This window comes from Hoeflea sp. AS60 (assembly GCF_038900115.1).
GTDB lineage: Bacteria > Pseudomonadota > Alphaproteobacteria > Rhizobiales > Rhizobiaceae > Hoeflea.
Map to the genome: position 1 here is coordinate 1721325 of NZ_JBBMQP010000001.1, position 26118 is coordinate 1747442.

A 26118-nucleotide genomic window follows, 5' to 3' on the forward strand; every position below is an offset into this window, starting at 1 on the left:
TCCAAAGGAACGCGCCGTGACCCGTCCCGTGCTGATCGCCCCGTCCATTCTGTCGGCAGATTTCTCCCGCCTCGGTGACGACATCGAAGGCGTCATGCGCGCCGGTGCGGACTGGATCCATCTTGATGTGATGGATGGCCATTTCGTCCCCAACATCACCTTTGGTCCCGGCATCATCAAGGCAGTGCGCCCGCGCACGAAAGCCGTGTTTGATTGCCATTTGATGATCGAACCTTGCGATCCCTATCTCGAGGCCTTCGCCGATGCCGGTTGCGATATCATCACGGTTCATGCCGAAGCCACCAAGCATCTTGATCGCTCGCTGCAGGCGATCCGGGCGCTCGGCAAGAAGGCCGGCGTCTCGCTCAACCCTTCTACGCCCGAAACCGTCATCGAATATGTGCTCGACCGTCTCGATCTGATCTTGCTGATGACGGTCAACCCGGGCTTCGGCGGTCAGGCCTTCATTCCGTCGGTGGTCGAAAAGGTTGCGCGGGTCAAGAAGATGATCGGTGATCGCCCGATCCACATCGAGATCGATGGCGGCGTAACCACCAAGACGGCTCCGCTGGTGACCGCTGCCGGCGCCGATGTGCTGGTCGCAGGATCCGCAGTTTTCAACGGCGCGGGCGAAGCCGATTGGGCGAAGAACATTTCGGCCATTCGCCAGGCGGCGCAAGATACAAACTGAAGTCTGCCACCAGCGTCAGAGATAGCCGGTCTGAGGCAAAAGGTCTGATGTAGATGAAAAGCCCCCGGCGCGAACCGAGGGCTTCTTTTATTCACAGCTTGAGTTGATCTCAGTCGTCGAGATCTTCAGGCAGCAGAAGATTGAGCACGATCGAGATCAGGGCTGCAGGCAGCAGGCCGCTGGTCAGCAGGATCTGCGCGGTCTTGCCAAGATGCTGCAGGGCTTCGGGCACCAGCTGCAGGCCGAGGCTGATCGACAGGGCTGTTGCGAAGATCACCATGTTGCGGCGGTTCCAGTTGACGTCGGACAACATGTTGATGCCAGCGGCGCAGACCATGCCGAACATCACAATCACGCCGCCGCCAAGCACATTGATCGGCACGGTGTTGATGATGGCGCCAATCTTCGGAATGAAGCCGCAGGCGATCAGGAACAGCGCCCCGATGGTCACCACGTGACGGCTCATGACGCCGGTCATCGCGACCAGTCCGACGTTCTGCGAGAACGATGTGTTGGGCAGGCCGCCAAACACACCTGCGACAGCAGTGCCGAGGCCGTCAGCGAAGGTTGCGCCTTCGATTTCCTTGTCGGTGGCTTCGCGGCCTGCGCCACCCTTGGTGATGCCGCTGGTGTCGCCCACGGTTTCGATTGCCGAGACGATGGCCATGAAGCACATGCCCAGAACGATTGCGACGTTGAAATCAAAGCCCCACTTGAACGGGATCGGCGGTGCGAAATAGCTGGCGCGCGCCAGATTGCCGAAATTCACCTGACCCATCATCAGTGCAACGATGTAGCCGGCAATGATGCCGACCAGCACTGCAGCCACGGCAGCAAAGCCGCGGGTGAAGAACTTTATTGCCAGCGTGACCACGATCACCACCAGAGCCGGGATCCACATTGCCAGGCTGCCGAATTCCGGCTTGCCCATCAGCGGCACGCCACCGGCAGCGTACTGCACGCCGACTTTGACCAGCGCCAGGCCGATCATCAGGACGATAAGCCCGGTCACCAATGGCGGCAGGGCGTAGCGAATGCGGCCTACAAAAAAGCCGAGGCAGAAGTGGAAAACACCACCGATCATCACCCCGGTCATCAGACCGGCCAGACCGGCTGTGCCCAGCCCCGCAACGGCCGGGATCATGACTGGAACGAAGGCGAAGCTGGTACCCTGAACGATCGGCAACCGTGCGCCCACCGGGCCCATGCCGATGGTCTGCAACAAGGTGGCAATACCTGCGAACAGCATCGACATCTGGATCATGTAGGTCATGTCGGGAAACCCGAGCGCGCCCTGGTCCGAGCCGAAGCCGATGCCGGCAGCGCCAGCCACGATGATGGCCGGCGTGACGTTGGAGACAAACATGGCCAGCACATGCTGGATGCCCAGCGGTACGGCCTTGATAAGCGGTGGCGTATAGTTTGGATCGCGCAGTTGTTCTGCGGTCCCGATCGATGAGTCTGCCATAAGGTTGGTCCTTTTTCCCTCAGGGGCACGTGTCCCACCGGTTCGCCGCCCCCCATTGCTGCGAACCAGTTGAATTGCCGGTTTTTGTCGATCTTCCAGGAATCCGGGCAGATTTATCTCTGCTACCCTATCGCTGTCCTGGTCGGTGTCTCCAAAAGGCAATACTCATGCCGCCGAAAAGGCGTCACGAACCTTATGCGAGCCGTCCTGTCAGTTTCAGGCGGCTGACCCCCCCATCGGGGAAAATGTTGAGCCGGACATGTGTGACGGGCCCAATGTCATTGATATGAGCGGACAGATCATGGACATGATCAGCCTTGAGCTTCTGCTGCCCGATCAGTTCCGGCCAGAACATCGAGGACGTGATGATGCCATCGGCCGCATCCGTTCCGAATTCGCTCATGTCGGCTGCCTGTATCGAGCAGGTGTCCGGAAAATTGCCCTTGTAATATGCAGTGTCGACAATTGCGCCCGACAGCACGCCACGCGCTCCCAGAGCGATGACGATCCATTCATTGCCTGGAACGCGCCGACGGCTGGTCTCCCAGCCGTCACCCATGTTGTATCCGCGCCCTGGCGCCAGCAGGCGGTGATAGGATCCGTAATGCGCATCCGAGAAGCCGATGATCCGCCCGCCATTGAGGGACGCTGACAATTCGATGTCGCCATCGCCCACCCGTGACCGGTCCAGATAGGGCTGACCAAACACCCGCAGCCGCGCCACGCCACCGTCGGGATAGATGTGCAGTCGTACATGGGTGAAAATGTCAGACGATGTCGACGCAAGGTAATGGTGCGCGCTCGGCCCCAGCGGAGAGGTTGCCAGCACTTCGGTCCATTCCGTGCTGTCATCCGGATCGCCTGCGACGTTGCAGGCTTCGATCCGCGCAGCCGGCGGATAGTTGCCGGTGAAATGGGATGTGTCGACATCAAAACCGTCGATACGACCGGCAGCCGCCAGTCGGATGACCGCGAAATCATGTCCCAGAACGCGTTTGCGGCGGCTTTCCCAGCCGTCCATCCATTTGCCATTGTCGTCGTACTTGTCTTCGATGAACACCGCAGGCTGGTCGGCCAGCATGCGTTCAAGAGGTGCAAAGAATTCGTCGGTGACCTGAATGCCCTTGGCGCCAAGTCCCGCTGATGCAAGGTTGACGGAATTCCGCGCAAAGCCCGGGAGCTGCGCTGGCATGTGTTCACTCATCATGTATCTCCTGGACGAATAGGGCCGGTCTGGTGCGGCCGGATTTCAGCGCCCATAGTATGCAAGGAAAATACACTTCGGTTTCAAATTTTTCCTGAAGATGTTAAAGCCGCGGCACGGTCTATCTCGGCGCGGATCCCCTTGATGACGTGATCTATGAACAGTTTGACCTTCGGATCCTGCAGCCGCTTGTGCGGATAGAGACAGGAGAAGGCTTGCTGCGTCTGGGGGGTCGCAGTTGCCACTTCGACAAGGCTGCCCGCATCAAGCTGGGAGGCAACGTCATAGCGGGTCTTGCTGGCGATGCCGCAATCGGCCAGCGCCCAGGCTGTCAGCACATCGCCGTCATCGCTTTCAAGCGACCCTTCGGGATGAAACCCGCGGACTTCGCCGTTGACGACAAGGTTCCAGTAAAATTCGGTCGCGCCCGGATAGCGCAACAGCAGGCACTTGTGGTTGTTCGACATGATCTCGTCGCCACTTTCCGGCATGCCGTACTTCTTGACATAACCGGGCGAAGCGACCAGCACGCGCTCGAAATCGTGTATGGATCGCACCCTGAGATCGGAATCGGGAAGTGGCCCGAGCACGAAGGCTGCGTCGAGCCCTTCCTGTGCGATGTCGACCTTACGGTCAGACAATCTGAGCCGGACATTGATATCCGGATACTCGATCTTGAAGGCCGGGATCAGCGGCGCCACCAGTCTCTTGCCGAGAGCCAATGGTGCTGAAATGAACAGCGTCCCCTTGGGCTGAGCCGTGATTTCGGCGATACCGCCTTCGACTTCGCGGATCGTGTCGAGGATCTTGATTGCGCCCTTGTAGAACAATTCGCCATGCGCAGTGGCCCGCAGGCTGCGCGTGGTGCGGTTAAACAGCCGCACGCCGAGGCTCTTTTCCAGATCCGAAATGCGGCTTGAGGAGACTGCCGCTGAAACGCGCAGATCGCGTGCTGCAGCCGACATGCTGCCGAGCTCGTAAACCCGCACAAATGTCTTGAGCATGTCCGTATAAGCCATGAACGTCATCCCCGGTAACGCGACGGTTCAGTTGAACGCCTGAGCCCCTGATTGTCCAGAAGAAACGGAAAACAACGCCGATTAGCTTCGATGTGATGGTAATGGCTTGTCGAAAGTTCCGGCTCAGCCGTGCCGTTTCAGCCGAACCAGTGCGAGATCAAGCGCCGAGAGAAAGCGCGACCGGTCCTGCCGCGAAAACGGCGCGGGGCCGCCAACCTGTGCGCCGCCGGCTCTCAGATCCGCCATGATTGACCGTGTCGCCACCGCCATGCCGATGGAATCATGGGTGAACGGTTTGCCGGTATGGCTCATGACAGCCGAAGCCTCGGCCTTGAGGCAGCGCTCGGCGAGTAGGATGTCGGCAGTCACCACCACGGCCCGCTTTGTTACATGCTCGACAATGCGGTCGTCGGCGGCATCAAAATTGCCCGGCACGATTTCGCGTTCCACCAGCGGATCTGCTTCGATCCGGAAGAAGCTGTTGGAAACGAAGGTCACCTTGATGTCGTGGCGGAGGGCTACCTTCACGCATTCCTCGCGCACCGGACAGGCGTCGGCATCGACAAGCAGGCGGATCGGTGGGGTATCGGTGTCTGAACTGGTCATGGCTTTCCAATACCCCGTGTCACCGGCTTCGCCAAGACAGTTGCCAAGCCGTTTGCGAAGCGAGCGTCAGGCGGGCTCGCCGGCGCGGGTCAGCATGCCGAATAGATCGCGCGGATCGTCCGGATCGGCAATCATGTCGAGTTGCTGGAAGTGTCCGGTCTTCAGCGCCCGTTGATAGACATATTTCAGCGCCGAGAAATCCTCGATGGCAAACCCGACGCCGTCAAACAGCGTGATCTGCGATGCTGAGGTCCGGCCTTCTGTCTCGCCGGTGATCACCTGCCAGAGTTCGGTCACCGGATAGTCTTCCGGCATCTGCTGAATTTCGCCCTCGATCCGCGTCTGCGGCGGATACTCGACGAAAATCTGCGAGCGCAGCAGGATATCCTTGTGCAATTCGGTCTTTCCGGGGCAATCACCACCGATGGCGTTGATGTGGATGCCGTCGCCCATCATGTTGTCGGTCAGGATGGTCGCATACTGCTTGTCGGCGGTGCATGTGGTGACGATCTGCGCGCCTTCCATCGCCTCTTGCGAGGAGCGGCAGGAGATCACCTTCAGCCCGGATCCGGCAAGATTGCGTGCGCATTTCGCAGTGGCTGCGGCATCGATATCGAACAGGCGCACCTCATCGATGCCGACCACCGCCTTGAACGCCAGCGCCTGAAATTCAGACTGTGCGCCATTGCCGATCAACGCCATGACCTTCGAACCCTTTGGCGCCAGATGCCGCGCGGCCATGGATGAGGTTGCGGCTGTTCTGAGTGCCGTCAGCATGGTCATTTCCGACAGCAGCACTGGATAGCCAGAGTTCACATCTGCCAAGAGGCCAAAAGCGGTGACCGTCTGCAGGCCCTGCTTGGTGTTGGACGGGTGGCCGTTGACATATTTGAAGCCATAGAGCTCCCCGTCGGATGTTGGCATCAGCTCGATCACGCCGACATCGGAATGGCTGCCCAGACGTGGTGTCTTGTCAAACAGCGGCCAGCGGGTGAAGTCATGCTCGATGGCGTCCGCCAGTTCCTTCAGCACGGTCTCGATGCCGATGGAATGCACAAGCCGCATCATGTTTTCGACGCTGATGAAGGGCACGTAGGCAAGATGGGAAGGGGCTGTCATGGTCTGTCTCCGGGGTGAGAAGAGTGGCGGCGCTGGAATCAAATGCTGCGGTTGACGCGGTCAAACACCTTGCGGCCCATCAGGCTTGCGGTGAGATCGACCATCAGCCGTGCGGTGCGACCGCGCTCGTCGAGGAACGGGTTGAGCTCGACCAGATCGAGCGAACTGACAAGGCCGGACTCGTGCAGCAATTCCATCACCAGATGGGCTTCGCGGAAGGTCGCGCCGCCGGGCACCGTTGTGCCGACAGCGGGCGCGATCGACGGGTCAAGAAAATCGACGTCGAGCGAAACGTGCAGAAGCCCGTTGGCGGCCCGAACCTGATCCAGGAATCCGCTGAGCGGTGCAACGAAGCCGCGTTCATCCAGCTCACGCATGTCGACCGGTGTGATGCCGTTCGCGCGCAATGCGGAGCGTTCGTCGGTGTCGACGGAGCGGATGCCGAACAGGCAGATCCGGTCTGTGGGGACAGGATCGGGGAATGGCGGAAAGGCATCAAACCCGTCGAGCCCGGCAATGTATGCCATCGGTGTGCCGTGCAGATTGCCCGAGCGGGTGGTCATTGGCGTGTGAAAGTCACTGTGGGCATCGAGCCACAAGACGAACAACGGGCGCGCCTGCTTTTTGGCGTGGGCGGCTACTCCCGCGACCGTGCCAAGCGACAGACTGTGGTCGCCACCAAGAAAAACCGGAAATCCAGCGTTCATAGCCTCCTCGGCAGCCCCGGCGAGTGCCTTCGTCCAGGCGACTGTCTCTGTCAGGTGATGCACCGCTGGGTTGGCGCTGCTGGCAACGTCCAGCGCCCGCAGCGCGACATCGCCTCGGTCATCGACGGTGCAGCCCAATTCCTCAAGAGTGGAGGCCAGGCCCGCCACCCGGTAGGACGCTGGGCCCATCAGGCAGCCGGGATTGGATTGGCCGCTGTCGACGGGTGAGCCGACCAGAATGCAATGATGGTTCATGAGTGTCCCTCTGTTCGGACAAGCCGTCGCAGAGACCGCTGGCGGTTGGTATTGGAGATTTCGCCGTTCCGGGCATCAAACCGACGCTTGTGTCAGTCCGCTTTGCCATTTTGGCAAATGTGGTCGCGCGTACGTCCAGTCGAAGCTCGTATCTCAGACCGTAAATGCGAAAAAAGTTCGCTCTTTGCGAAGATGAGTTGATCGAATATAATCAAATCGAAAGCGCAATCTACCAGATCGGTAGCATTAAATGTCTACATTGGACGATATCGACATCCGCCTGATTGCAGAGCTCAGACGCGACGGGCGGGCGTCGATCTCAGATCTTGCCGGAAAGCTGAAGCTGGCCCGCGCCACCGTGCGCAGCCGCATCGAGCGGCTGATGGCCAGCGGTGAGATTGCCGGGTTCACGGCTCTCACCCGCTCAGATGTCACGGCGGCGCCTGTCAGAGGGCTGACAATGATCGGGATCGAGGGCAGGGGGACGGAACGGATCATCGCCCATCTGCAGGGTATGCTGGCGGTTCAGGCTGTGCATTCGACCAATGGTCGCTGGGATCTCATCGTCGAGCTGGCGACCGATACACTTCAGGAACTCGATGACACGCTGGTCCGAATCCGCCGTTTCGAGGGTATCACTTCGAGCGAGACCAGTCTTTTGCTGTCATCGCGGCGCGCATCGACCCGGCGTTGATCAGGTCTTCTGACCAAGGATTGAAAACTCCGCCACCGGTGAAGGGCTTTTGGCGTCCGCATTGGAACCACGGCATGTCTGTGGCGTTGAGGTAGATACACGGTATCCAAAGCCGTTCACTCGGACCTGAGTTTCTGAAAGGATCAGTGCCATGCCCCATCAGGATATGAACGCGGACATCAGAGCAATTCTTGAAGACAAAGATTTGTCCACCGCCAAAAAGGTCGAAATGCTTGAGCGCATGCGCGAGAGTGTACGTTCGGAAATGCGCGCTGCAACCGAGAGCGCGATGGTCGATGACAACGATGTGGGAGACGAGCTCAAGCAGATCGACGAGGCGCTTGAACACCTGTCTGCCGACCCTGCCTCACCCGAAGATCGCGGCGGCGCCACTTTGTAGGCGCCGCTTATTTTAGGGGACGGGAGATCAGAAGCCGATGTCGAAGCGTCGAACGACGCCGAACGACGCGCTGTACTGGTTCTTGGACCCCTGCGCTGTAATCGGTGATCTGGCCGCATCGCCTCTGAGCCGCGACCAGCCTGCATCTGCCTCGACAGCCCATGCATCGTTGACCTGATAGCGCGCACCAATTTCCAGGCCGGCGCTGTACAATCCGCCAGATGCTGTTGTCGCCGGGTAAAGAGCCGATGCCTCCGCAGCGGTAACGCCGAAATAGGTATTGGTAAATTTGGCGTTGCCGAAGTTCAAGCGCGGGCCGCCATGGAAGGTCCACTGGTCGCCGGCCCTGACGACGACATCTGCGCCGAGTTCACCACGGACGCCCTTGTGGCCGCCAAATCCCTGCCTCACCGCGCCCATCACCCGGAAGCTGCCCATCTGGTATTTTGCCGCCACACCCAGCTCGACTGCTGTGTCGATAGTTCTGAGCCCCGTCAGCTCAGGAGAATCCTTTGTCGAGCGTCTGCCGATCACATCGATTGAAGGGCTCAGCGAAAATCCCTCATCCGAACCGCCGCCAATAGTGAAGCCATTGGGGAATTCCAGGCGCTTGAGCCGGAACAGCGGAACCGGAGAAAGAACCAGCTTGCTTGCACCGAAATAGCGCGGCGTCATCTTGCCCGCGACGCCCAGTTCAAAGGAAATGCCTGGATCACCTGCATCCTGCGCCTGCGCCTGCGCCTGCGGAATGAAGGCTGCAGCAGCGGCAACAAGTGGAGCGACGGTGAAACGAAAAGCTTTGATCATAGTCTGGTCCCGGCATTACGGATTACGAACTGGGTTTCAAACACCATAATTGGCGAAGGTTAACAAGCCGAAGCCGTGGATAAGATGGACGCAGCTTTGAACTATTTCTGTAGGGTGCACTCCTTTCTTGGTTGCGCACGACCAATCGCTTCAAAGTCTCCACAAACGCCTTGCATTGCCTGAAAGCAGCTTCTGCTTTTCATCGGCACTGGCGCCGTTCAAAAGCGCATGGGTGGCCGCGACCCAGGCCAGAAGTCCGCCGCCGGGCGTGCAGACCGGCCAGTCGCTGCCCCAGACAACGCGATCCCACCCAAAACTTGAAATCGTGTGCTCGGCCCATGGCCGCAGTGTTTCCGCGATCCATGTGTCGGGATCGGCATAGGCCACGACGCCCGAAATCTTGGCAACCACGTTGGGCCGTTTGGCAAGCTCGGCAATGTTGTCGTGCCAAGGCTGTCGCACATCGCCCTTGATGTCGGGAACACCGCAATGATCGAGGACGAAGGTGACGTCAGGGGCGAGGTCGGCCAAGGCCATTGCGTTGGGCAATTGGTGCGGCAGCATGCAGATATCGAAAGTCAGCCCGGAGCCGGACATGCGCGCGATATTCTCCCGGAACAATGGCTGCTCGGACAATTCGTCCGGCACGACGTGCAGAACGCGGCGGAACCCCTTGACCATAGGATTCTGGCGCTGGCGATCTAGGTAGGCGGCAAATCCCGCATGCTCCGGCCGGCAGGAGGCGATGGCGCCTGCGATCAGGCTGCCGGGACGACTGGCGAGCGTTTCGATATAGTTGGTTTCGTCCTCGATGCGCTCCTCCGCGACATCGACTTCCATGTGCAGCGCACACGAGATCCCGGCACGACGGGCTTCCAGCTCATAAGCGGCATAGGGCCAGGCCTGGTTCAGCGCTGGCACGTTCGCAAGCCAGGGGTAATCCAGCACCCACGGATCGACAACGTGCAGATGGGTATCGATGATCATGCTGGTCCCTTTTCGTAAGCGCTGGCTTTCCAAGTCTGGCTGCCACCCGGATATTCCCACACCAGATGGTTTACTCAAACAGCAATTCAGGTTGTAGTGTCAAAATCCGATAGGGGCTTTTGGCGGCTGCTTATGTGGTGCTGAACGACAATCACATCTATAGCAGCAAGGGAAGGCGGAAGTCCGCCGAGCGGAAACTGGGGGGAGACAATATGCCAGACTGGGTCAAGGACAGGACGGTGCTGGTGACGGCCGCCGGACAGGGCATCGGGCGCGCAACGGCGATTGCCTTTACTGCAGCCGGCGCACGTGTCATTGCCACTGACATCAATGAGGCGGCCCTGGCGGAGCTGACATCGGAAACCGGCATTGAAACCCGCAGGCTCGATGTTCTCGATGCTGCCGATATCGCAGCCGCCGTTGCCGCTGTCGGCCCGGTCGATGTGCTGTTCAATGGCGCGGGCTTTGTGCATGCGGGCTCCATCCTCGAGATGAAGGAGGAAGACTTCGAGTTCGCCATGGATCTCAATGTCCGCTCGATGATCCGCACCATCCGCGCGGTGTTGCCGACGATGATCGAGCGCGGCGGCGGGGCAATCATCAACATGTCTTCGGTGGCGAGCTCGATCAAGGGTGTGCCCAACCGCTTCGCCTATTCCACCACCAAGGCGGCCGTTGTCGGCCTGACCAAGTCGGTTGCCGCCGATTATGTCGGGCATGGCATCCGTTGCAACGCGATCTGCCCCGGCACCGTCGAGAGCCCGTCACTGCAGGACCGCATGCGGGCGCAGGGAGATTATGAGGCCGCACGCGCTGCCTTCATCGCGCGCCAGCCGATGGGCAGGCTCGGATCACCCGAAGAAATCGCCGACCTCGCGGTTTACCTCGCCAACGCAACCTACACCTCGGGCCAGGCCTACGCCATCGACGGCGGCTGGACGATCTAACGACGGCGCAGTCGCCAAGGTCGCCATGGCCTGTGGGCGAACAGCGTCGTCGGCTTCTCAATCGAGTTGAAACCGCTATCAATGAACCCGACCATATTCAATCAGGCCTGTATCACTGCAGCCCGACCGGCCAAATCAGACACAAGGATCACATGATATGAAACTGCTTCGCGTTGGCGCCCCCGGACAGGAAAAGCCCGCCATTCTTGATGCTGCCGGCAAACCCCGTGACCTGTCATCTGTTGTGGATGATATCGCCGGCGAAACGCTGCTGCCCGAGACCCTTGCAAAGATCGCAGCTATCGATCCGGCGAGTTTGCCGGAACTTGACGCCGGTCGCATTGGCCCCTGCGTTGGCGAGGTCGGCAAGTTCATCTGCATCGGTCTGAACTATTCCGACCATGCTGCTGAAACCGGCGCGGAAGTGCCCAAGGAGCCGGTCATCTTCATGAAGGCTACCAGCGCTATTTGCGGACCCAACGACACGGTCCTGATCCCGCGCAAGTCGGTCAAGACAGACTGGGAGGTCGAGCTCGGCGTCATCATCGGCAAGGGCGGCGTCTACATTGATGAAGCCGATGCGATGGAGCATGTCGCGGGCTACTGCGTCATCAATGACGTCTCGGAACGCGAATTCCAGATCGAGCGCAGCGGCACCTGGGACAAGGGCAAGGGCTGCGACACCTTCGGTCCGATCGGCCCATGGCTGGTCACCCGCGATGAAGTTGCCGATCCGCAAGACCTCAAGATGTGGCTTGAAGTCGACGGTCACCGTTACCAGAACGGTTCGACCAAGACGATGGTCTTCGGCGTACAGCATATTGTGAGCTATGTGAGCCAGTTCATGAGCCTGCAGCCCGGCGACGTGATCTCCACCGGAACGCCTCCCGGCGTCGGCATGGGTCAGAAACCGCAAGTCTACCTCAAGGGCGGAGAGACCATGGAACTTGGCATCGAAGGGCTGGGCCAGCAGCGCCAGACGGTCGGCAAGGCCTGAGGCGGCGCAAAGGCGCGACACTGCGGCAGCGGTATTGAACTCGCAGGATTGGCGCCGGGGTGTCCTTGGCGCCATTTTTGCGTGTTCGGGGTTGCGAACTGGGCCAATCTGGCCGAAACATGGCCACTGCTTGTTGCCACTGGGGGGATATTTGCAATGACCGATTTCAACCTGCCTGCCGATGGCGTTTTCATCGGCCGCATCTGGTCGCCCGAGGCTCAAGGGCCTTCAGTCGTGACCATCCGTGACGGCTCCGTTGTGGACATTACGTCTAAAGACGCGCCGACCGTGCGCGACATTTGCGAGATGGAAAATCCGGCCGATTATGTGTGCAACGCGCCGGCAACTGCCGTTGGACGGCTGGCGGACATCGCCAGGAATTCCGGCCAGATGGACAAGCCGCATTTTCTGGCACCCTGCGATCTGCAGGCGGTCAAGGCCTGCGGCGTTACCTTCGCGTCCTCCATGGTCGAGCGGGTGATCGAGGAACAGGCGGCCGGCGATCCGAAGAAGGCGCTGGATATTCGCGCCCGCGTCGGAGAAGCCATTGGCGGCTCGCTGCGTAACATCAAGGCGGGCTCTACCGAGGCAGCCAATGTCAAGGCGGCGCTGATCGCCGAGGGGCTCTGGAGTCAGTATCTCGAAGTCGGCATAGGCCCGGACGCCGAGGTGTTTACCAAGGCGCCGGTGCTGTCCTCGGTAGGTCCCGGCGCAGAGGTCGGTCTGCATCCGATTTCGAAATGGAACAACCCGGAGCCGGAGATCGTGCTCGCGGTATCATCGAAGGGCAGGATCGTTGGCGCTTCGCTTGGCAATGACGTAAATCTGCGCGATGTCGAGGGCCGCTCGGCGCTGTTGCTCGGCAAGGCAAAGGACAACAATGCAAGCTGCTCCATCGGGCCGATGATCCGCCTGTTCGATGATGGCTTCACGCTTGATGACGTTCGTCAGGCGGAACTCGATCTCACGGTCACCGGCGAAGACGGCTATGAGCTCAAGGGCCACTCCTCCATGAAGGAGATCAGCCGGGATCCGGCCGATCTGGTTGCCCAGACGCTCGGTCGCCACCATCAATATCCGGACGGTATTGTGCTATTCCTTGGCACGCTGTTCGCACCAACCAAGGACAGGGATAAGCTAGGCGAAGGATTTACCCACAAGATCGGCGATATCGTCACGATTTCGTCGCTTCGACTTGGCAGTCTTACAAACACTGTGCGGCTTTCAACCGAGTGTCGGGAATGGACATTCGGTGTCGCCTCTTTTATGCGGAACCTCGCCGCGCGAAATCTTATCTGACTGGAGAATGACATGCTGACGGGAAAACATCTGATTGCCGGAAACTGGATCGCAGGTGACGCGACCTTCAAGAGCGAGCCGGCCCATGGCGACGCCCATGAATTTTCGGTCGGCACGCCTGCCCATGTCGATGCTGCGGCAAAGGCTGCCGAGGAAGCCTTCTGGAGCTTTGGCTATTCCACCCGCGCCCAGCGGGCAGAACTCTTGAATGCCATCGCTGACGAGATCGAGGCACGCGGCGAAGAAATCACCGCCATCGGAACTTCGGAATCCGGCCTGCCGGAAGCCCGGTTGCAGGGCGAGCGTGGCCGCACGACCGGCCAGCTGCGCCTGTTCGCAAGCCACATCGAAAAGGGTGACTATCTTGATCGTCGTCATGACGAGGCGCTGCCGGATCGTGCACCACTGCCGCGTCCCGACCTGCGCATGATCCAGCGCCCGATCGGCCCCGTAGCTGTCTTTGGCGCATCCAACTTCCCGCTCGCCTTCTCCACCGCAGGCGGCGACACCGCGGCGGCATTGGCGGCCGGTTGCCCGGTTGTGGTCAAGGGCCATTCCGCCCATCCAGGCACAGGTGAGATTGTCGCTCAGGCCATTGATGCGGCTATCAAGAAGCTCGGCATGCATCCCGGCATCTTTTCGCTGATCCAGGGCGGCACCCGCGAAGTTGGCCAGAGCCTGGTTCAGCACCCGCTGATCAAGGCCGTCGGCTTCACCGGATCTCTCGGTGGCGGTCGCGCCTTGTTTGATCTCTGCGCCCAGCGTCCGGAGCCGATCCCGTTCTTTGGCGAACTGGGTTCGGTCAATCCGATGTTCCTTCTGCCCGAAGCCGTCAAGGCGCGTGGCGAGGCCATTGGCAAGGGCTGGGCTGGATCCCTGACCATGGGCGCAGGCCAGTTCTGCACTAACCCCGGCATTTCGGTGGTCATCGACAGCCCGGAGGCTGACACTTTCATTAAAGCGGCAACGACTGCGCTTGAACCGGTTGGCGCACAGACAATGCTGACCGACGGCATCGCAAAGTCATACCGCGCCGGACGTGACCGGGTCGCGGGCGTCAAGGGCGTGCAGGAACTGCTGACCTCGACCTGCGATCTGCGCAACGCAACACCCTATCTGTACGCCACGACCGGAGCTGAATGGCTCGACAATGAGGTGCTCGGCGAAGAGGTGTTCGGACCGCTCGGGCTGATCGTCAAGGTCGCGGATTTCGACGAGATGATGAAGGTCGCGAAAAGCCTTCACGGACAGCTGACCTGCACCTTGCACCTTGATGGGGGCGACACCGAGCATGGCCGCAAGCTGATGCCGGTGCTTGAGCGCAAGGCGGGCAGGGTGCTCGCCAACGGCTTCCCGACCGGTGTCGAGGTGGCTGATTCAATGGTCCACGGCGGCCCCTATCCGGCATCGACCAATTTCGGCGCAACTTCGGTCGGCACACTCTCGATCCGGCGCTTTCTGCGCCCGGTCTGCTTCCAGGGCATGCCCGCCGATTTGCTTCCAGAAGACTTCGACTGAAAATAGCAACCAGTCGTCGCCAATGATGCCGGCCTCATCTTGTCCAAAAGACAGGATGAGGCCGGTTTTCGTTTGTCTGGACTGCACATGCAGTCGCAATAGGCCGTCAGCAGGGCTTCATCCGCCGGCGAACCCCAAGCTGCTGGCACAAGCCAATAAGTGAAAGGCACCCGGCATTTAGCAAAGACACAAGCCGAATTCGCGATTGCGGCTCTACAAAAGGTAGTTTAGTCCAAGTTGAATGTTGAACTCCGTGCTTATCGTTGCGGCAGGCCGCGGCCATCGTCTGGGTGGCGAGATCCCGAAGCAGTTTCTACCCGTCGGCGGGGTCTGCTCGCTGCGTCGTGTGGTGGACGCGTTTCTGGTTCTTGATGCGATCGACCTGCTGCGCGTTGTTATTCACCCCGATGATCAGATCCTTTGCCAAGAGGCGTTAGCGGGCATTGATGATCAGCGTTTGCTTGCTCCCGTGCATGGAGGCAGCACGCGTGCCCAGTCGGTGCGCCTGGGCCTGGAATCCTTTTGCGATACGAACACCCAAAAAATCCTGATCCATGATGCTGCCCGGCCCTTCATCCCTGTCGAAGTGATCGAAGCCGTTCTGGGAGCGCTCGATGAGGTGGAAGGTGCATTCGCAGCCCTTCCCGTCGTTGATGCGCTGTGGAGCTCGGAAGGAAACGCCGCCGTCGCTCCGGTTTCCCGGGAAGGGCTCTGGCGTGCGCAGACGCCGCAGGGGTTTCACTTCGGCCCCATTCTGGCAGCCCATCGCGGTCATGACGGCGAGGTCCATGATGATGTGGCGGTCGCGCGTGCGGCGGGCATGACGGTTCGTATTGTCGAAGGGGCTGAAGCGAATTTCAAGATCACCACCGCCGCCGATCTTGAACGGGCAAGCGCGGAACTGATGCGGTTGGAGCGGATGTCCAGTCAACCCGATTGAGCAAGGGATGCAGTGGAGAGGCTTGCCGGTCAGCCAGCCTCTCCAGCAGTTGAACTCATTCCATGTTGACGGCGCGCCGCCGCGCAACATCGATGTGCGCCTGCATCGCGATGGCCGCAGCCTCGGGGTCACGCTTCTCGATCGCTTCGATGATGCTCATATGCTCGCCCATCACTGACGGGATCATTGACACATAAAGCCGTGTTTCGGCAAGCCGGATAAGCTTGATCTTGATCCAGTTGACCCGGTAGGCCTGCGTGATGATCTCGTTGCCGAGCGCATCGATGATCGCCTCGTGCAGCTGCAGGTCCACGGCTTCCGCGTCCTGCATCAACCCATCCACATCGCCTCGCTGATTCCGTTCGAGGATTTCCTGATGGCGGGCCCGCAGGATTGCGATCAACTTTGGATCGGCACTCGAAGCGAAATGCCGCACAGCGGCCACTTCGATGAACTCGCGGAATTGATACGCGTTGCGCACCAGATTGAGGTCCACCTGCGGCACCTGCATGCCGCGCTGCGGCGCTGTGCGGATCAGCCCCTCGGCTTCGAGCCGTGGGACCAGTTCGCGGATCGCGCCGAGCGGAAACCCGGTGATCTCCACCAGTTCGCGCTGGGTGATGAACTGTCCCGGTTTGATCTCCTGCGACAACAGGCTTTTTGTGTATCCCTCATAGGCCTGCTCGCGCAGCTTCAGCGGTTCACCATCCTTGTTGTGCGGCGGCAAGATCATCTTATGTCCTCAGGCAACGGCCATGATGGTGTCAAAGGCTTCAACCAGTTTCGATCTCCGTTCGGCGCTCAGTTCGCTCAACGGTGGCCGCACGGCATCGAAAGCAGAATCCCGCGCCAGATGTCCTACCAGAACCTTGACTGCCGGTGTAACCGGATTTGCAACAATCAGGTCGACCAGATCGATGACCATCTTGCCATCGCCACCGGAATGGATCACCGGAACCAGCAGTTCCGGCGCGATGTTGGCAAGCCCGCAGATCGATCCTTCGGCGCCCTTGGCCATGGCACGCGGCAACAGCCGCTCGTCGCCGACCAGAACCGAGATGTCGCCATGTGCGGCGAGATAGCGTTCCGCCGTGGCCCAGTCGCCCGAGGAGTCCTTGATGCCGGTGATCACGCCGGGCCAGGCCTTGCGCAGGCGGGTGATCAGTTCTGGCGACAGGCCAACCGATGTCTGGCTTGGAATATGATACATGATGACACCACGAAGGCTTTTGCCGATGCGCTCGAACACCTGGTTGAACCAGCTGTAGAGGCCCTCGTCATCCACGCCTTTCATGTAGAACGGCGGAGCCATCAGAAGACCTGCTGCGCCGGCATCAAGGGCCGCCTTAGACTGCGCCACTGCATCGTCGATGGCTGAAGCCATGATGCCGACCTGAATGCGCGTGTCTGCCGGAAGTATCTCTTTCAGCGCGTCATACATTGCGTTGCGCTCGTCAAGCGAAAGGCCATAGCCCTCGCCGGTGGTTCCGCACAAGGTGACGCTGTCACAGCCGCGCGCGAGAACGGCGCGTGCGTGCCTGGCAAGCTTGGGAAGGTCGACTGCGCCGGACGCGGTGTAGGGGGTAACCAGGGCAGCGGAAAGGCCAAAGATAGGTTTGTTCATAAATAGTGCGCCAGTTGGTTGTTGCTAACATGTTAGTTGGTTTCAAGTACACGAGCCAACCGGATTGGTAAAGACCAGGCGAGCGAAATTGCCCTTGCTGACACAAGGCCAGAAGTTGGAATCGGCAGTGGAGTAAGCGACCCGATGGGCGATCCGGCGTCAGAGCGTCGCGCGGGCAGGGCAAGCGCAGGCCACTTCCGGCCAGGCTCGTAGGCGCCCAAAACGCCAGCATCCCGGGAGGCGGCTTGCCTCCCGGGATGCTCACGATGCAGGCCCGCCCGGGTTTCAGTGCCGGGTTTCAGTGATTGTCGCGTGGAACCGATTTCTGGGCGACACGCTGGAAGGAATCGGCGCCGCGCAGGACCATGCCTTCGGAAAACGGTTCGGCGAGGTCCCGGAAAATCTTCTGCCATGGGGTCTGGCTCTCGGGGATCGGGTATCCGCCCGATTTGGCCAGATCCTCAGCCCGCTGTGCCCATTCGTCCTTGGGAACCAGAGCGTCAACACGGCTCTTGCCGAGATCAATGCGGATCCGGTCGCCATTGCGCAGAAGCGCAAGACCGCCTCCGGCTGCAGCCTCTGGCGATGCATTGAGGATCGAGGGAGAAGCCGACGTTCCCGACTGGCGGCCGTCGCCGATACAAGGCAAGGCTGAGATGCCTTTTGCCAACAGGTAGCTCGGCGGCCGCATGTTGACCACTTCGGCACCGCCCGGATAGCAAAGCGGCCCCGCGCCACGCATCACCAGGATCGAATTTTCATCGATTGCCAGGCTCGGGTCGTCGATCATCCTGTTGTAATGCTCCGGTCCGTCAAAGACGACGGCAAAGCCCTCGAAGGCATCCTTGTCATCGGGATTGGACAGGTAGCGCTTGCGGAACTCGTCTGAAATCACCGAAGTCTTCATGATGGCGCTGTCAAACAGCGACCCCTTGAGATTGAGGAAGCCTGCTTCCTTCATCAGCGAGTTGGTGACCGGGCGGATCACATCGGCATTTTCAGTGACACGATTGACGCAGTTTTCCCCGATGCTGCGACCGTTGACCGTCAGGGCGCCGGGGTGGGGCAGGAGATTGGCTTTCATCAACTCGGCCACGACAGCGGGGACGCCGCCGGCCCGGTGAAAATCCTCGCCGAGATAGGCGCCGGCCGGCTGCAGATTGGTCAGCAGCGGAACATGATGCCCCAGCGTCTGCCAGTCGTCATTGTCGAGTTCGACACCGATATGCTTGGCGATGGCCACCACATGGATCGGCGCGTTGGTAGAGCCGCCGAGAGCGGAGTTGGTGACGATGACATTCTCGAAGGCTTCGCGGGTCATGATGTCGGATGGCTTGAGATCTTCGCGCACCATGTCGACGATGCGCTTGCCGGTGGCATAGGCCATCTGCCCGCGTTCGCGGTAAGGCGCCGGAATGGCGGCCGATCCCGGCAACTGCATGCCCAAGGCTTCGGCGATCGAATTCATCGTCGATGCCGTGCCCATGGTGTTGCAGTAGCCAACCGAAGGAGCCGACGAGGTGACCAGCTCGGCGAACTGCTCGTCGTCGATCTTGCCTTCGGCGTGGAGTTCCCGCGCCTTCCAGATGATCGTGCCCGACCCGGTTCTCTCGCCACGGAAATAGCCGTTCAGCATCGGTCCGACAGAGAATGCAATGGCGGGAATGTTGACAGTGGCCGCCGCCATCAGCAGTGCAGGCGTTGTCTTGTCGCAGCCGATGGTCAGTACAACACCGTCGAGCGGATAGCCGAACAGGGATTCCACCAGTCCCAGATAGGCCAAGTTACGGTCGAGCATTGCCGTCGGGCGCTTGCCGGTTTCCTGGATTGGATGCACAGGAACCTCGAACGGCACGCCGCCATTGGCGATGATGCCGTCGCGGACGCGTTTGGCGAGCTCGATGTGATGCCGGTTGCACGGAGACAGATCCGATCCGGTCTGCGCAATGGCGATGATCGGTTTGCCCGACTGAAGCTCATCGCGCGTGAGGCCGTAATTGACGTAACGCTCGATATAGAGCGCCGTCATTTCGCTGTTTTCCGGATTGTCAAACCACAGCTGTGAACGTAGCCGGGTCTTCTTGTCCTTGTCTGACATCTAAGTCTCCATTGCCGTTTGGCTTGCACTTCAAGTTGCGTGCTGTCACCCGCGCCGCAGGATCAGACACTGACTGGCGTCGCGTGTGCGATGCGCAGTGTTAGCAGCCCTTTGCGTTGACATAAATCGAATACACCGACGTTGTCGCGCAGATCGCAAGCCGGTTTCTGTTGGGCCCGAAAAAACACAGATTCGAGACAACTTCAGGGATCAGGATCTTGCCGAGAAGGTTTCCCTCCGGCGAGAAACAATGCACACCATCGCCCGCAGAAGACCAGATATTGCCTGATGCATCGAAGCGGAACCCGTCGAACAATCCGCAGTCAGAGAAAACAAAATCCTCCCCGAGCCCGAGGCTCGCGCCATCAGGGTTGACGGGATACCGACGGATCTTTGGCGCGCAATCGGGAACATGCGTGCGACCGGTGTCGGCCACGTAAAGGAATGTCTCGTCGGGCGAGAATGCCAGCCCGTTCGGCTGCACCAGGTCGCTGACCACGACCGAGACAGTGCCGTCGGGCGCACAGCGATAGACCTGCGAAGCGCCGATATCCGACGGTGCCGCATGCCCCTCATAGTCACTGTCGATGCCATAAGTCGGATCGCTGAACCAGATCGAGCCATCCGATTTGACCACGACGTCATTTGGTGAATTCAGTCTCTTGCCGTCAAAGCGGTCGGCGAGAACTCTGCGGGTGCCATCATGCTCGATCCTGCTGACGGCGCGGCCACCATGCTCGCAGCTGACAAGCCGGCCCTCGAGATCCGTGGTGTGCCCGTTCTGATGCAGGCAGGGCTGCTCAAACACTGACACAGACCCGTCCGTCCCGTCCCAGCGCATGAGCCTGTCGTTGGGGATATCGGACCACAATAGGTACTTTCCGGCAGCAGAATAAACCGGCCCCTCGCACCAGCGCGCACCGGTCCACAGCGTTTCCAGCCGCGCATTTGAATGGATCAGGCCGGAAAAGCGCGCGTCGCTGATCTCATAGAGTGGAGTGGTTGGTTTGGTCATAAATGCACCTTGTTACCGCGCCCGTAAACCAGAAGCATACAGACAATTACCGATCCATAAATCACCTGGCGTCCGGCTTCAGGCATTTGCATGATCGACAGCACAGAGTTCAAGAGCACGATCAGAATGACGCCAATCAGGGTTCCGATGTACCGGCCCTGACCGCCCAGAATGCGGGTGCCGCCGATGACCACTGCGGCGATTGCGGGTAGCAAAAATGCGTTGCCCATTCCCTGGAATGCTCTCGCCGAATAGCCAGCCAGCATCACGCCAGCGAGGGCTGCGCAGATGCCCGAGACAACAAACGAGCCGAGGATCACCCGGCGTGTGCGAATGCCTGAGAGATACGCCGCCATCTCGCGATTGCCGGTCACATAGATCTCGCGACCAAACGCTGTTCGCTTGAGCATGATAGCGATGACAACGGACACAGCCATCCAGACGAATATGGCGTTGGGAATGCCGAGAATCTTGCTCGATGCAAGGATCCGCATCAAGGGTGTCGCTGCATCCTGCGGCGCAAAACCGCCGGTATGGGCGACCATCAACCCGCGCAACACCGAATCCACACCGAGGGTGAAAATCATCGACGGCACCCGCAGATAGGCAACGCCAAACCCGTTGACCAGCCCGACGCCAGCGCCAATCGCAATGCCGACGGGGATCGCCATGTCTCCGCCCACTGTCGTTGCCATCATTGCTGCAGCCGTCATCGTCCAGGCGACGCTCAGATCGATGTGTCCCAGCAGAATGACTACCATCATGCCGGCTGCGACAATTCCGAGAAACGAGCCGGTTTGCAATTGCTGCAGCAGGTAACCCGGAGACAGAAGTGGCGCCGTACCCTGCGTCGAAAGCGTGTAGACGGTGCCGATTGCCAGAATGACCAGAATGAAGGCTGACGCGATCAGGATCGGCTTGTCTTCAGGCTTCAGGCTGGGGATCGAAAATTTCATGGCCATCGCTCCTATCTGAAAAGGTTGAGCCGGTTTTTGACCTGCAGGGTTCTGATCGCGCCAAGACTGACGGCGACCAGAAGAACCAGGCCTTCAACCAGTGGCTGGAGCAGGGGATCTATGGAGACCACGCGGAAATAGAACGAGATGACGCGCAGGATCAGCGCGCCGACAAGCGACCCGATGGCCCCGCCGACGCCACCGAGCAGCGATGTGCCGCCAACCACCACGGCTGCGATGGAGTTGAGCGTATAGGCGCCGGCCTGGGTGACATCGGCATTACCCGACGACGTCTGGATGGCGAGATACAATCCCGCGCAAGCTGCAAAGAAGCCTGCCAGCGTGAACGCGGCGATCTTGGCGCGATTGAGCGGAAGACCGGACATGTAGGCAGCCCCTTCCGCCGAGCCGATGGCGTAGATCGTGCGACCGGTGACCGTTCGCTTGAACGGAAGCCAGACCCCGAAGGCGATCACGACAACGATCAGCAACGGCACCGGAAACCAGGAAATCGTCTGGAACCAGGCCGCATCTGCATCAAACAATCCGTAAGTGTCGACAAATTCATAGAGGTCGTTGGTCAGCGCCCAGCTGATGTCATCATCCACATTGCCGCCCGGTATCGGCCGGATGAAAAGCGCAAGCCCGACGGCAATGGCTCCGGTTGCCAGTGTCGCGATGATCGGCTGCAAACGGCCATAGACAACGATCAGCCCGTTCATCAGACCGAAGGCCGTGCCGCTCGCCAGCGTGATGATCATCCCGAACACGATCTGCAGCGGTGACCCGTGCACCACTACGGAGGCGATGCAATTTGCAAGTGTCATCACGGCGCCAACAGAGAGGTCGAGCCCCCCGAGCAGTACCGGAACTGTCTGCGCCATTGCCAGAAACACGATTGCCACGGATTCATTGGTGTTCTGGATAAGCACCGCCGCCGAGAAACCGCGCGGGTGGATGAAATTGTAGACAAGGTAAAGCGCCGCGAGCATCGCGATGGCGCTGTAGAACGCGACATTCTGCCGAATATTTGTGGCGAGCGCGGAGCGGGTGTCAGCCATGCTGGGCTCCTGCTGTCCGTGAGGGTACCTGTGTGCCGACGTTAAGCGAAGCCGCAACGATTGCTTCTTCGGTGATCGCGTCGCCGGTCAGCTTGGAGACGATCTCTCCATCATACATCACCACCACCCGGTCACAGCAGCCGATCAGTTCGGCATAATCGCTTGAGTACAACAGGATCGTCTTCCCCCGGTCTGCGAGTTCGCGAATGAGCCTGTAGATTTCCTGTTTCGTGCCGACATCAATGCCGCGCGTCGGATCGTTGAGCAGGATCACATCTGGATCCGTCATCAGCCATTTTGCGATCACGACTTTCTGCTGGTTTCCGCCCGAAAGGGTCGAAACGATGTCATCCGGGCTGGCGACCTTGATCTGCAGTTTTGCGATACCGTCGGATACGGCCTGCCTGGCCTTGTCCTGATTGATGAACGGCCCGTCGGAAACGCGGCCATAGGAGGCGGCAAGCAGATTGTCCGCGATCGACATGGCCAGCATCAGGCCCTCGGTCTTGCGATCTTCCGGCACCAGCGCGATACGCATGGCGGCCCCCTTTGCTTCCGCAGGCGAGACTGGCCGGATCGGTTGGCCATCAATCGTGACATCGCCGTTCAATCCCCGCAGCACTCCGAACAGACCCAGAAGCAATTCCTTCTGGCCTTGTCCGTCCAGCCCGCCGAGCCCCACAATCTCGCCCTTGCCGACACTCAGGTTGATGCCCTTGAGCTGGCCTTCCCAGGCCAGATTGTCGATTGTCAGATAGGCAGGTTTTGGCGTCGGCGCCGGTTTGGGCGGATAATGCGCCGTGACCTCGCGACCAATCATCAGCTTGACGATCTCGCCTTCCGAATGCGCGCCCTTGGCAAAGGTCTCGATGTGTTGGCCGTTGCGGAAGACAGAGAGCGTGTCGCAGAGCTTGTCGATCTCCTGCATGCGGTGGGAAATGAACAGGCTGGCAACGTTGCGCGCCTTCAGATCCGCAAGCAGGCCGTAAACGGTTTCCACATCGCGGCTGGTAAGCGCAGACGTGGCTTCATCGAGAATAAGAACTTTCGGATCCTTGCCGAGTGCCTTGGCAATCTCAACCATTTGCCGGCGCGACAGCGATAGTTCGCGCACCAGGGAGTTCGGATCGACATCCTCGCATTTGATCCGCGCCAGCAACTCTTCTGCCCGGCGGCGCTGCGCACGCTTGTCGATCAGGCCGAATTTGCGCGGCGGAGACGAGATCGAGATATTGTCGGCAACCGACAGGTCCGGCACAAGTGACAGTTCCTGGAAGATGCAGACGATGCCTGAGGCGGCAGCCTGCGTTGGATTTGAAAACCGGACGGTTTCGCCGTTCACCTTGACGGTGCCCGTGTCAGGTTGCAGCACGCCCGACAGGATCTTGATCAGCGTCGATTTCCCGGCGCCATTTTCGCCCAGAATACCGTGGATCGTGCCGGAATGGCATTTGAGATCGACGCCCTCCAGGGCGCGTGTTCCCGAAAAATGTTTCGAGACACCAGTCAACTCGGCGATCGGACCGTCAATCGGCATTGCGCACGCACTCCTGGCAGGCAGCGTTGTCATGTCTGGGGAATAATGGGGCGCCAGACGATGCACGGCGCCCCAGGGGTTTGCTTGGACGTTTATTTAACGTCAGCTTCGGACTTCGCCATGATCGAAGGGCCGGAGATATTGACGCCACACGGAGGGAATTCGTTCACTGTGAAGAAGTTGTCCGGCAGATCGCTCCAGAAGTTCTTGCCGTCCTCGAGATCCTTGTAGGTGGCCACTGGCAGCGGCACCGAGATCAGCTGCGGCATGACATTGCCCTCGAGTGCGGAGACCGCAGCCTTCATGGCAATGGCGACCAGACCCGGGGACTGACCGATCGAGATGCCTTTCAGACCTTCGTCGGAATAGGTGGCGATGGCCTTGCGGTAACCGTTCTCGGATTCGCCGGCGACCGGCACCCATGGGTGACCGGCATCCTTGAGCGCCTGGATGACGCCGTTGGAGCCACCCTGTCCAACCACAGCCTCGAACTGACCGTGAACCGCGATGGCGTCGGCGACGACTTTCTGGGTCGTACCGTCATCCCAGTTGCCGACGACAGAGACCATTTCCCAATTGCCGCCATCGGCCTTGAAGGTCTCGTTAATGCCGATCGAGCGGTCGCGGTCGACCGAATTGCCCGGCAGTCCGCGTACTTCAAGTATCTTGCCCGAGCTGACGCCTTTTGCCTTGAGCTCGTCGAGCGTAAACTGCGCCCACATCTGGCCCATCTTCAGCTGGTCTTCGTTGACCTGCATGACGGCATCGGTGTCGAGCACGTTGTCGAACGGGACCAGCACGACGTTGTTCTTGTCGGCGAGACGGATCACCCGGTCAAAGCCGTCGGGAGATACCGCAATCGTGACAATGGCGTCGTACCCCTGGTTGATAAAATCCTCGATGGCGCCGAGCTGCGCAGGTGCATCCGTGCCGGTCGAGACCACCTTGAATTCGGCAATCTTGTCCTTCATTGTAGCGTCTTCAGCAAAGGCCTTGGCGGTCTTGATCATCTGAATGCGCCAGCCATTGCCGACAAATCCATTGACCACCGCGACCTTGTAGGGGCCTGCCTTGGCGGGCCATTGCATGTATTTCGTGTCCGCACTCCAGGGTGCGAAACACTCAGGGTCTGCTCCCGGGCCGGATACGACTTCAGGGCCTGCCAGTGACAGGCTTGTCGAGAGCATCAGGCCCACGATTGCAGTTGAAATGACTGTTCCTAGTTTCATGCTAGTTCCTCCTCCATTGGTGCCTCATCGCACCCTCCCAGATGCCACGATGTGTGACGATCATCTCCTCATCCGCTTCCTGACTTTTCATCAGCGGCCCTATTCTGATGGCTCCTAATCCGAAAAATGCCGGAAACCGGCGTCCAGATGGGTCTTCATCTTGTACTGGTAGGCGGTCCGGTCGCGCTTCTCGAGCGTCTCCAGGATTGCTGCATGCTCGGAGTATGTAACGGTCGAGAATGTCTGAACGGTCTTGGCCTTGAGCATGATCTTCATGATCACCGGCTTCATGATCTTGTAGACGTCGAGGATCGATTTGTTCCCCATCACGGCCACCAGCCGAGTGTGAAAGCGGAAGTCGATCTCCGATGCCTCAATAGCCGTTTTCACATTCAGAAGTTCCTTGTTGATCTGATGCAGCTCAGCGAGGTCTTCCGGCGTCACGGTGTCAAACAGCAACTCGAACGATGCCACCTCAAGAAGGCTGCGAAACCCCTGGATGTCGACGAATGTCTCGCGCGATACCTGGAGTGTGTTGAACGAAAAGAGGTCGAACGCCCGCGCCATACGCTCATCGATGATGACAGCGCCGATTTTCGGCCGGACCTTGACGACGCCATAGGTCTTCAGGATGCGCATGGCCTCGCGCACGGTGTTTCGGCTGGTGTGGAAACGTTCGCAGAGTTCTTTCTCTGTCGGCAGGCTGTCGCCGACCTTCAGTCCGCCTTCCGAAATCAATCCGCGAATACGATCGACCAGGTCGTCCACCGCAGATGCTTTTTCCACATGACCGCCCGAATCCGTGGCGGCGGGATCTGTCGCGTCAGTGTCATTGGGCCTTTCAAGGGATCTGGCGGACATGTCAGTCAAAAAGCTCTTCCTATTTGTTGGACAAATAGACGATAGCTGTGCAGATAAAACAGAGTCAAGAGGGGTGGGG

At 59.7% G+C, this 26118-nt stretch carries 25 protein-coding genes; 8 read left to right on the plus strand and 17 right to left on the minus strand.

Annotated elements, in window-relative coordinates:
* The first annotated feature begins 16 nt into the window (after positions 1-16).
* Positions 17-691: a ribulose-phosphate 3-epimerase gene (gene rpe / locus WNZ14_RS07925; RefSeq protein ID WP_342868028.1), complete on the plus strand. Its 675-nt coding sequence runs from the start codon at positions 17-19 to the stop codon at positions 689-691.
* Positions 692-800: 109 nt separating this feature from the next.
* Here the strand turns inward: rpe and WNZ14_RS07930 are convergent, their stop codons facing one another.
* The 6 genes from WNZ14_RS07930 to rocF all read right to left on the minus strand — a co-directional run bounded on the left by WNZ14_RS07930 (position 801) and on the right by rocF (position 7069).
* Positions 801-2159, minus strand: a complete 1359-nt coding sequence (locus tag WNZ14_RS07930) for a nucleobase:cation symporter-2 family protein (protein WP_342868029.1) — start codon at positions 2157-2159, stop codon at positions 801-803.
* A 193-nt stretch (positions 2160-2352) separates the two neighbouring features.
* Complete coding sequence (alc, locus tag WNZ14_RS07935) at positions 2353-3363, minus strand: allantoicase (protein ID WP_342868030.1); 1011 nt, start codon at positions 3361-3363, stop codon at positions 2353-2355.
* 83 nt (positions 3364-3446) lie between these two features.
* Positions 3447-4382, minus strand: a complete 936-nt coding sequence (locus WNZ14_RS07940) for a LysR family transcriptional regulator (RefSeq protein WP_342868031.1) — start codon at positions 4380-4382, stop codon at positions 3447-3449.
* A gap of 123 nt (positions 4383-4505) precedes the next feature.
* Positions 4506-4988, minus strand: a complete 483-nt coding sequence (locus WNZ14_RS07945) for a YaiI/YqxD family protein (RefSeq protein WP_342868032.1) — start codon at positions 4986-4988, stop codon at positions 4506-4508.
* A gap of 66 nt (positions 4989-5054) precedes the next feature.
* Entirely contained in the window at positions 5055-6107 is a 1053-nt protein-coding gene (locus WNZ14_RS07950; RefSeq protein WP_342868033.1) for an ornithine cyclodeaminase, read from the minus strand.
* A 38-nt stretch (positions 6108-6145) separates the two neighbouring features.
* Positions 6146-7069, minus strand: coding sequence for an arginase (gene rocF, locus WNZ14_RS07955; RefSeq protein WP_342868034.1), 924 nt, complete (start codon positions 7067-7069; stop codon positions 6146-6148).
* Positions 7070-7319: 250 nt separating this feature from the next.
* Between rocF and WNZ14_RS07960 the strand changes: the two genes are divergently transcribed.
* Both WNZ14_RS07960 and WNZ14_RS07965 read left to right on the plus strand, forming a co-directional pair.
* Positions 7320-7763: an Lrp/AsnC family transcriptional regulator gene (locus tag WNZ14_RS07960; RefSeq protein WP_342868035.1), complete on the plus strand. Its 444-nt coding sequence runs from the start codon at positions 7320-7322 to the stop codon at positions 7761-7763.
* Between the two features lie 151 nt (positions 7764-7914).
* Entirely contained in the window at positions 7915-8163 is a 249-nt protein-coding gene (locus tag WNZ14_RS07965; RefSeq protein ID WP_342868036.1) for a hypothetical protein, read from the plus strand.
* Positions 8164-8190: 27 nt separating this feature from the next.
* On the opposite strand, the gene WNZ14_RS07970 is transcribed toward WNZ14_RS07965, so the two are convergent.
* Complete coding sequence (locus tag WNZ14_RS07970; RefSeq protein ID WP_342868037.1) at positions 8191-8970, minus strand: MipA/OmpV family protein; 780 nt, start codon at positions 8968-8970, stop codon at positions 8191-8193.
* 150 nt (positions 8971-9120) lie between these two features.
* Positions 9121-9957: an amidohydrolase gene (locus WNZ14_RS07975; RefSeq protein WP_342868038.1), complete on the minus strand. Its 837-nt coding sequence runs from the start codon at positions 9955-9957 to the stop codon at positions 9121-9123.
* A gap of 212 nt (positions 9958-10169) precedes the next feature.
* Between WNZ14_RS07975 and WNZ14_RS07980 the strand changes: the two genes are divergently transcribed.
* The 5 genes from WNZ14_RS07980 (at position 10170) to ispD (ending at position 15658) form a co-directional block, all read left to right on the plus strand.
* Positions 10170-10904 (plus strand): SDR family oxidoreductase, encoded by a 735-nt coding sequence (locus WNZ14_RS07980; protein ID WP_342868039.1) that lies wholly within the window; start codon positions 10170-10172, stop codon positions 10902-10904.
* A 157-nt stretch (positions 10905-11061) separates the two neighbouring features.
* Positions 11062-11901, plus strand: a complete 840-nt coding sequence (locus tag WNZ14_RS07985) for a fumarylacetoacetate hydrolase family protein (RefSeq protein ID WP_342868040.1) — start codon at positions 11062-11064, stop codon at positions 11899-11901.
* A gap of 156 nt (positions 11902-12057) precedes the next feature.
* On the plus strand, positions 12058-13200 hold the full coding sequence (locus tag WNZ14_RS07990) for a fumarylacetoacetate hydrolase family protein (protein ID WP_342868041.1): 1143 nt from the start codon (positions 12058-12060) through the stop codon (positions 13198-13200).
* Positions 13201-13212: 12 nt separating this feature from the next.
* Positions 13213-14718 carry an aldehyde dehydrogenase (NADP(+)) gene (locus tag WNZ14_RS07995; RefSeq protein ID WP_342868042.1) on the plus strand — a complete coding sequence of 502 codons (1506 nt, stop codon included), beginning with the start codon at positions 13213-13215 and terminating at the stop codon, positions 14716-14718.
* 241 nt (positions 14719-14959) lie between these two features.
* Entirely contained in the window at positions 14960-15658 is a 699-nt protein-coding gene (gene ispD, locus WNZ14_RS08000) for a 2-C-methyl-D-erythritol 4-phosphate cytidylyltransferase (RefSeq protein WP_342868043.1), read from the plus strand.
* A gap of 55 nt (positions 15659-15713) precedes the next feature.
* Here the strand turns inward: ispD and WNZ14_RS08005 are convergent, their stop codons facing one another.
* The 9 genes from WNZ14_RS08005 to WNZ14_RS08045 all read right to left on the minus strand — a co-directional run bounded on the left by WNZ14_RS08005 (position 15714) and on the right by WNZ14_RS08045 (position 26039).
* Positions 15714-16391, minus strand: a complete 678-nt coding sequence (locus WNZ14_RS08005; protein WP_342868044.1) for a GntR family transcriptional regulator — start codon at positions 16389-16391, stop codon at positions 15714-15716.
* Positions 16392-16400: 9 nt separating this feature from the next.
* A complete protein-coding gene (locus WNZ14_RS08010; RefSeq protein ID WP_342868045.1) occupies positions 16401-17282 on the minus strand; it encodes a dihydrodipicolinate synthase family protein in 882 nt (293 codons plus the stop codon).
* 298 nt (positions 17283-17580) lie between these two features.
* Positions 17581-19380 (minus strand): IlvD/Edd family dehydratase, encoded by a 1800-nt coding sequence (locus WNZ14_RS08015; RefSeq protein ID WP_342868046.1) that lies wholly within the window; start codon positions 19378-19380, stop codon positions 17581-17583.
* Positions 19381-19480: 100 nt separating this feature from the next.
* Positions 19481-20395 (minus strand): SMP-30/gluconolactonase/LRE family protein, encoded by a 915-nt coding sequence (locus WNZ14_RS08020; protein WP_342868047.1) that lies wholly within the window; start codon positions 20393-20395, stop codon positions 19481-19483.
* Entirely contained in the window at positions 20392-21351 is a 960-nt protein-coding gene (locus WNZ14_RS08025) for an ABC transporter permease (protein ID WP_342868048.1), read from the minus strand. Before WNZ14_RS08025 ends, WNZ14_RS08020 begins: the two co-directional genes overlap by 4 nt.
* Before the next feature lie 11 nt (positions 21352-21362).
* Positions 21363-22412 (minus strand): ABC transporter permease, encoded by a 1050-nt coding sequence (locus WNZ14_RS08030; protein ID WP_342868049.1) that lies wholly within the window; start codon positions 22410-22412, stop codon positions 21363-21365.
* Positions 22405-23949, minus strand: a complete 1545-nt coding sequence (locus WNZ14_RS08035; protein WP_342868050.1) for a sugar ABC transporter ATP-binding protein — start codon at positions 23947-23949, stop codon at positions 22405-22407. Before WNZ14_RS08035 ends, WNZ14_RS08030 begins: the two co-directional genes overlap by 8 nt.
* 92 nt (positions 23950-24041) lie before the next feature.
* Positions 24042-25178: a sugar ABC transporter substrate-binding protein gene (locus WNZ14_RS08040; RefSeq protein ID WP_342868051.1), complete on the minus strand. Its 1137-nt coding sequence runs from the start codon at positions 25176-25178 to the stop codon at positions 24042-24044.
* 114 nt (positions 25179-25292) lie between these two features.
* Positions 25293-26039, minus strand: a complete 747-nt coding sequence (locus WNZ14_RS08045; RefSeq protein WP_342868541.1) for a GntR family transcriptional regulator — start codon at positions 26037-26039, stop codon at positions 25293-25295.
* Between the last annotated feature and the right edge of the window lie 79 nt (positions 26040-26118).